Raw genomic sequence first — 5,870 nt, forward strand, 5'->3', positions numbered from 1 at the left:
GATCACCATTTTTGCTGCCAGAGCCGCTGCTGAATTACAACGCCAGCGGGTGGAGTCTGCCCTACAACGGTCTTATGGTGAGATGGAACAACGGGTGCAAGAACGCACGGCTGCATTAGTAGTTGCAAACAGCGCCTTGGAGACAGAAATCCAGGAAAAAACTGCTGTCGAATTCGCTTTACGGCAACAGGCGGAGCGAGAGCAACTCATTTCGGCAATTACGCGACAAATTCATCAGTCGTTGAAGTTGGAGGACATTCTTCACACCACCGTGGCTGAAATCCAGCACATTCTCAAGACCGATCGCGTAATTATTTATCACCTGAATCTGGACGGCAGTGGCAGCGTGGTGGTTGAGGCGGTGAGTGAGGACTGGAAGGCGATCTCAGGTACGGTTATTCACGATTGTGACTTTGCCGAAACCTACTTCCATCTCTATCAACAAGGGCGGGTGCAGGTAGTGGAAGATGTTTACGCCGCAAAGTTGACCCCTTGCCATGCCGAGCTACTGCTCCAACTTCAAGTTAGAGCCAATCTGGTCGTTCCGATCGTGACCGAAGAACACCTGTGGGGACTGCTAGTTGCCCAACAGTGTGATGCGCCCCGGCACTGGCGAACGGTTGAAGTTGAGTTGCTCCAACAGGTCGCTACCCAAACGGCGATCGCCATTCACCAGTCAGAGCTATATCAACAGGCTCACGATGAAATTGTCCAACGTCAGCAAACCGAAGCCACGCTCCGACAACAGGCAAACCAAGAGCATCTAATTAGCGAAATGACTCAACGCATTCGCCAGTCGTTAGATCTGCATCACATTCTCAATACTACCGTCTCCGAAGTGCGGCAGTTTTTGCAAGCCGATCGAGTGCTAACCTACCGCGTCAATTCAGACGGCACTGGCACAGTCACGAATGAAGCGGTTGCTTCTGGGCAGTTGCCCCTGCTCGATCAGATCCTGCCCGAAGAGATGTTTCCGATCGAGTGCCACGAACTCTATCGGCAGGGACGAGTTCGTGCCATTACAGACATTGGGCAAGACGCAATGGCTGCTTGCCTGACAGAGACGTTGCAGCAAATCGGCGTACAGTCAAAGTTGGTGGTTCCAATCCTGCACAAAGCGGAACTGTGGGGATTGTTGATTGCTCACCAGTGTACCCAGCCGCGCAAGTGGCAGCCGTCCGAATTAGGACTGTTGAAGCAACTGGCAACCCAAGTAGCGATCGCCATCCAGCAATCTGAGTTGTTTGCGCAAGTGCAGCAATCAAACCTATTCCTGGAAGCGCAAGTGCAAGAACGCACGGCTCAACTTCAGCAGGCACTCGATCTGGAATCAGCCTTGAAACGCATTACGGATAAGGTTCGAGACAGCCTGGATGAACACCAAATTTTGCAGACCGTAGTTGAAGAACTGACTCAACTGCTGTCTGTAGATTGTTGTGACACGGCTCTCTACAACCTGGAGCAAAAAACATCCACCATTTGGTATGAACACACCCATTCACTGCCGCCAGCACAAGGTCAGATTGTGCAGATGATAGATGCTCCAGATGTTTATGCTCAACTATTGCACGGTCAATGTTTTCAGTTCTGCCATCTCACTCGCGACAGCATTCGTCCGGTTCGACAGAAACAAATTACGATCTTTGCCTGTCCTGTGTTTGATGATCAAGGAGTGATTGGAGATCTGTGGCTCTCTCATCACGGTGACCATAGTTTCAATGATCTCGAAGTTCGGCTGGTGCAACAAGTTGCCAATCAGTGTGCGATCGCTCTGCGGCAAGCGCGGCTTTATCAAGCGGCTCAAGCTCAAGTCAAAGAACTTGAAAGGCTGAATTATTTGAAAGATGACTTCTTAAGCACGGTTTCCCACGAACTTCGCACCCCCATCTCCAGCATCAAAATGGCAACTGAGATGCTTTCAATCACCTTGAAGCAGATTGATGAGTTACCAGACTCGACCCATTCGGTGTTTCGTTATCTACAAATTTTGCAGGATGAAGGAAACCGAGAAGCGAGTCTGATTAATGACCTGCTGGATTTATCTCGCCTGGAAGCAGGCACCGAACCTCTACTGCTGACGGAAATTGATTTGCATCAGTGGCTACCCTATGTTGCAGAGGCATTCAATGAACGAATCCGACTGCAACAGCAATCTCTCACAATTGACATTGCGATCGGATTATCGTTCATTAGAATTGATGTTTCGTATCTAGAAAAAATCCTGAGAGAACTCTTGCACAATGCTTGTAAGTACACACCCGCGCACGAAAGAATTATTCTATCGGCACACGTCGTTGATAACCAACTATTACTTCAAGTAACCAATACTGGCACCGAGATTCCTACAAGTGAACTGGCTCATGTATTCGACAAGTTCCATCGGGTTCCTAATAATGACCCCTGGAAACATGGCGGTACTGGGTTGGGGCTTGCTCTGGTGAAAAAACGAGCCGAGTATCTGGGCGGCACGATCTCAGCCAGTAGTAACCTGGGTCAAACAGCCTTTGCCCTCCATCTCCCCCTTGGAAATGAGCGACTCTCATCCTAACAGCATCAACATTGCTGAGGTTGTTTTTCTGAACAGAAGGAGGACTGCTTGCTAATTTGGAATAACCCAAAAATCAAAAGCTTCATTCACTCCTGTAAAGCTGAGGTCAAGCTCCTGACTGGCAGACACAAGATATCGGATGAGGGGCAAATCCGCGTACTCTGGGGATTACCACATCAACAGAAGTAATTATGGAACAGACCTCTCGTCTATAAGCGATACGCCTACGAGGACAAGGCAAGCGGGTGAGCGAGATTGCCGCCTATCTAGGGGTGCATCGCGCAACGGTATCACACTGGTGGCGACCGTATCAACAAATGGGAGAAACTGCGCTGCATCAGCAACCGCGAGGTAACAAGTTTGGCGAAGGTCGAACCTTGAGTCCAACTGAAGAGGCATGGATTCAACAGTTGATGAGAGAGCATTTTCGTCAGTGTCTTTATTTTTTCGCCATTACTGAGAGGGAAATAATTAGCCGAGAGTAGGGAGAAGGAGGTGTTGCAAGCAGCCTCCCATAAACAATGCAGAACGAGAACAACAAATTCTACGAGCCAAAGCTAGCAGTTTTCAACCTGAATTGGATGAGGCATTAGAACAAGCTCTGCGAAAGGCGGTGCTTGATGCCGTCAAAACCATGCTGGAAGCATCTCTTGAGGAAGGAGTCAAGGCAGAACTGGTGAAGTTGGGCGAGGATAGACCTCGGCGTTCGGGTTATTTTCAACGAGGTCTGGATACCCAGTATGCTCATGAGAGCAATTTGCGTGTTCCCAAACTGCGGCGACGCAACCAAGAACGAGAGGGGCAAATTTTGCAGCGCTACCAACGGGGGCTAGGCAATCTGGTCAATTGGTTATGTTGTTTATATGTGATGGGATTGTCGCTGAGAGACTTGCAAGAAGCGTTATATTTTCTGATAGGACATGTTCTTTCCCGTAGTGCTGTGAATCAAGTCACTCTGGCGGTTCAAGCCCAGCTAGATACCCGTCGTTTAGCCGTAATTGCTCAAACTCCAAAGATTGTCATCGTCGATGGGGTGTGGGTGGAGATTCAATACACCCAGAACGATTTCAAAGAAGACCGTTCAGGACATTTACGCCAGTGTCGTCAGGCTGAAGAATGAGTAGTGTTGGCAGCCTTGGTAGTGTGGGAGGATGTTTCCTACGAAATGCTGCACTACGAAGTTGCCACCGAGGAAAGTGAAGCCGAGTGGAGCCAGTTCTTTGAGTATTTGATAGAATGAGGGTTGACCCCGCAGACGGTGCAATTAGTGGTCAGTGATGGCACTTTGGGATTACCCAAAGCTTTGAAAAAGACCTTGCCCAACGCTCAACAACAACGCTGCATCACTCACAAAGTCCGAGGGATTGAACGCAATTTGAGTTATGCTCAATTGCCTCAAGTCAATGCCATCTGAATTTCTCCAGTTTGACTGATCTGGAGCATTGGCTAGAGAAACGCGATCTTACAGATTTCTGAGTGAGTAAAACTTGCAATTACAGCGATTCTTGATTGAGTAAGCCACATTTTGATACATTGAGAAGCATAGAGTGAAAGAGGAAATCATCGCTGATGCCAGCCCCACTTTCTGTTGATTTACGAGAACGGGTGATTGCAGCCTATCAAGCCAAAGAAGGGTCAATGCGGCAACTAGCAGAACGCTTCAAGGTCAGTTTATCTTTTGTCAGAGACCTGAGTCGGCACTATCGACAGAGTGGCACAGTTGCACCAAAAGCGCATGGAGGTGGGGCGGTTGCTAAATTGGGAGCCGCGCAGCTACCGATTGTCAAAGCGTTAGTGGCGGCTCAACCCGATGCCTTGTTAAAAGAATTATGTGAGCGCTTTACTGAGAAAACAGGTATTCAGGTGAGTCTATCAACCATGCAAAGATCTGTACAAACTCTTGAATTGAGCGTCAAAAAAAACATTGATTGCCTGTGAGCAAGAAACACAACGGGTGAAAGACTTGCGTTTTGCTCATCGACTTTGGAGTTTCAGTGTAGACCCACGAAATCTGGTATTCATTGATGAAACCGGGATACATTTGAGATTCACCCGTCTGTATGGTCGCGCTCCGAAAGGTGAGCGCTTGTATGATACAAAAACTCTCGCTAAACAAGGACAGAATATTTCGTTAATTGGGGGCATGAGCATCGATGGCTTGATTGCCACCATGAGCATTGTCGGCAGCGTTAATACCGAGGTGTTCTTAGCCTATATCCAGGAGATTTCTGATTCCTCAACTGTGGATTGGAGCCATCGTCTTGATGGATAATTTGCCCGTTCACCATGCCTATGCGGTCCGAGCGGCAATTGAAGCGGTTGGGGCAAAGCTAGTATTTTTGCCTCCCTATTCTCCAGACCTCTCACCCATTGAGTTGTGCTGGTCAAAGCTCAAGCAATTACTACGTTCTGCTAAAGCCCGAACCCGTGAAGCACTTGACCAAGCCCTAACCCAGATTATCAATGACTGTATTTCCGCCGATGATGCCCTCGCTTGGTTCAAGCATTGTGGCTTATTTATCTGAAAATTGCTGTAATTAACTAAGCCACCATCGACAAGTCATCAATTGGTTGGCAATCAACTTTCGCAAAGCCCCATACGCTGCCCAAAAGTCGGTGTAGGCGATCGCACATTGGCGATAGAGCGGAGGCAAAGATTGCCATAATTTGTGGGCTGCGGCTTGATCGTGTGCGCCAATGTAAACACCCACAATCTCGCGAGTGTTAGCATCGAGCACTAACCAAACCCACTGCTTGTTCCCCTTGTTGTCCACAAATGACCACAATTCATCGCATTGAATCGTCAGCCTCCCCTTTTTTTGGTGTCACCTGCACTTGTCGGGGCACCTTTGCATATTTCTGGTTGACGTAAATTTGTAGCCATTGTTCAGAAAGCTGAGCAGCACGGGCAATACCAGCTAAAGAAATCCGCTCTAACAGCAATCGGTCATAGGGCTACGCCCCGCCGAAGGCGTACAGTTCTCGCGTGGCTTGGTCAATGACTTTTTTGGTTGGTTGTTCAATGAACTGTCGTTCTTGACCGTTTTAGCGGATGCACAAATGGGGCAGGTAGGCATGGTAGGAGGACAGCAAAGACTCTACTTCTCCATCATTACATCTTGAGCACTACCCAATTATTTAGTACGACTGTATCGGAAGACACTCTGTTACTCCAAATCCGTAACCATGCTGAAGCATTCGCTTCGCTTGCTACTTCACTACCTCAAATTCTGGGATGTTCGATTCGAGCTATTGTTTGATTAATAGGCTCGTTACAAACGACAAGAGGCTCCCATCAGGTAGATGAGAGCCTCTTGAGAAC

At 48.3% G+C, this 5,870-nt stretch carries 5 protein-coding genes and 2 pseudogenes; 6 read left to right on the forward strand and 1 reads right to left on the reverse strand.

What is annotated here, in order from left to right; all coding sequences use genetic code 11:
* The 6 genes and pseudogenes from AB3R30_RS26585 to AB3R30_RS26610 form a co-directional block, all read left to right on the forward strand.
* Positions 1 to 2,548: GAF domain-containing sensor histidine kinase (locus AB3R30_RS26585; protein ID WP_458652221.1), on the forward strand; the 2,548-nt coding region annotated here is incomplete at its 5' end.
* 218 nt (positions 2,549 to 2,766) lie between these two features.
* Positions 2,767 to 3,033, forward strand: a complete 267-nt coding sequence (locus AB3R30_RS26590; protein ID WP_458652225.1) for a helix-turn-helix domain-containing protein — start codon at positions 2,767 to 2,769, stop codon at positions 3,031 to 3,033.
* A 29-nt stretch (positions 3,034 to 3,062) separates the two neighbouring features.
* Positions 3,063 to 3,953, forward strand: a pseudogene (locus AB3R30_RS26595) (transposase); the annotation flags it as partial.
* Between the two features lie 164 nt (positions 3,954 to 4,117).
* A complete protein-coding gene (locus AB3R30_RS26600; protein ID WP_458652222.1) occupies positions 4,118 to 4,486 on the forward strand; it encodes a helix-turn-helix domain-containing protein in 369 nt (122 codons plus the stop codon).
* A gap of 16 nt (positions 4,487 to 4,502) precedes the next feature.
* Positions 4,503 to 4,820, forward strand: a complete 318-nt coding sequence (locus AB3R30_RS26605; protein WP_458652223.1) for a transposase — start codon at positions 4,503 to 4,505, stop codon at positions 4,818 to 4,820.
* Positions 4,813 to 5,073 (forward strand): transposase, encoded by a 261-nt coding sequence (locus tag AB3R30_RS26610; protein WP_458652224.1) that lies wholly within the window; start codon positions 4,813 to 4,815, stop codon positions 5,071 to 5,073. The genes AB3R30_RS26605 and AB3R30_RS26610 overlap by 8 nt, the downstream gene beginning before the upstream one ends.
* Positions 5,074 to 5,136: 63 nt before the next feature.
* Here the strand turns inward: AB3R30_RS26610 and AB3R30_RS26615 are convergent.
* Positions 5,137 to 5,625 (reverse strand): annotated as a pseudogene (locus AB3R30_RS26615) (IS1 family transposase); the annotation flags it as partial.
* Between the last annotated feature and the right edge of the window lie 245 nt (positions 5,626 to 5,870).

This window comes from Sivoneniella epilithica UHCC 1019, assembly GCF_040830845.1.
Taxonomy (GTDB): Bacteria; Cyanobacteriota; Cyanobacteriia; order Leptolyngbyales; family Leptolyngbyaceae; genus ULC077BIN1.

Bases quoted from the DNA above. Each gene is read 5' to 3' on its own strand.
- AB3R30_RS26600 (WP_458652222.1), top strand. From the start codon at position 4,118: ATGCCAGCCCCACTTTCTGTTGATTTACGAGAACGGGTGATTGCAGCC.
- AB3R30_RS26610 (WP_458652224.1), top strand. From the start codon at position 4,813: ATGGATAATTTGCCCGTTCACCATGCCTATGCGGTCCGAGCGGCAATT.